1 protein-coding gene is annotated in these 1,555 nt (G+C 61.2%); it reads left to right on the top strand.

What is annotated here, in order from left to right:
* Positions 1-124: 124 nt before the first annotated feature.
* A protein-coding gene (locus ABIB45_RS22475) for an IS3 family transposase (protein ID WP_502909283.1) occupies positions 125-1,521 on the top strand; the annotation gives its coding sequence in 2 pieces (ribosomal slippage) (positions 125-476 and positions 476-1,521; 1,398 coding nt in all).
* The last annotated feature ends 34 nt before the right edge of the window (positions 1,522-1,555 follow it).

Raw genomic sequence — 1,555 nt, 5'->3', positions numbered from 1 at the left:
CCCTACGTGTCAGGGTTGGGTGAGGCCAGTACCTCATAGCAACTTCGTCTAATTCGTAGGGCGAGAATCAGGATCATCACCAATGTCTGTCTCCACAATTTCCCCGCCGCGGGAGAATGGGTCCATGAGTAATTCGGGCCCTCGGGCCGGTGGCCCGACCCCTCGTAGGTCGTTCACGCCGGCAGAAAAACTCGCCCATTTGGATGCGTACCAGCAGGCCTGTGACGACGGCACCGGCGGCGGGGCGTACCTGCGCCGCGAGGGCCTGTATTCCTCCCAGATCACCGAGTGGCGCAAGCTCCGCGACGCCGGCGTCCTGGCGGGCAAGAAGCCCGGGGAAAAGATCGGCAAGCCCACCGCCGAGCAGGCGGAAATCGGGCGTCTACGTCGGCAGCTGGAGGTGAGCGAACGCAAACTGGCACGGACTGAAGCGGCGTTGTCCATCATGGAAAAAGCACGACAGCTTTTGGAAGACATCTCCGAAAGCGCGGAGCAGCAGCCCTGGTACAAGAAACCTTGATGGGCGCCTACACCTCCCTCACCAAGGCGGACATCCCGAGCCGGGAAGCGGCCCTGATCGCCGGGGTATCCCGGGCCACAGCGACACGCAAACCCCGCACCCCCACGGAAGACCAAACACCACTGCCGGCCCCGGCAAACAAACTCTCACCGGCCGAGCGTGCCTACATCCTGGCCACCGTGAACTCGGAGCGTTTCGTGGACCTGCCACCGGTGCAAATCTACGCTCGACTCCTGGACGAGGGCACCTATTTATGTTCGATCTCCACGTTCTACCGTGTCCTGGATGAGAACCGCCAGGTCAAGGAACGGCGCCGAATCGCACGCCACCCTGCCCGGGCAATCCCGGAGCTGGTAGCGACTGGACCCGGCCAGGTTTACACCTGGGACATCACCAAACTCGCCGGCCCGATCAAGGGCAAATACTACGACTGCTACGTCATGATCGACATCTACTCCCGCTACATCGTCGGCGCCTACGTCCATGCCCATGAATCCGGGGAACTGGCCGTGGAAATGATGGAGGAAATCTTCGGCATCCACGGCATCCCGGAAATAGTCCACGCCGACCGTGGCACATCCATGACGTCCAAAACAGTCGCTGCCCTGCTCTCGGACCTTGAGGTCACCAGGTCCCATTCCCGGCCCCGCGTGAGCAACGATAATCCCTACTCGGAGGCCTGGTTCAAATCACTGAAGTTCGCCCCCGTGTTCCCAGAACGCTTCGGCTCCCTACCCGACGCGAGGGCATTCATGGACTCCTTCGTGGACGGGTACAACCACACTCACTGCCACACCGGAATCGGACTCAACACCCCCGCAGACGTCCACTACGGCTTGGCCGCCGGCAAAGCCCTTGAACGGGCCAAAACCCTGGCCGCAGCACGAACAAAAACACCCGAACGATTCACGACGAGCAACGACCCCAAAATCCTGACCATCCCCGACGCGGCCTGGATCAACAAACCCGCCGAGAAAACCGACACAAAAGCAGCAGCCTAACTCCCACTGGCCTCATTCACCTTGACAAATTCCG

This window comes from Arthrobacter sp. UYCo732 (assembly GCF_040547265.1).
In the GTDB taxonomy this organism is placed as follows: domain Bacteria; phylum Actinomycetota; class Actinomycetes; order Actinomycetales; family Micrococcaceae; genus Arthrobacter.
Note: the sequence above shows the minus strand (reverse complement) of the source record. Positions and strands in the feature narration are given on the sequence as shown.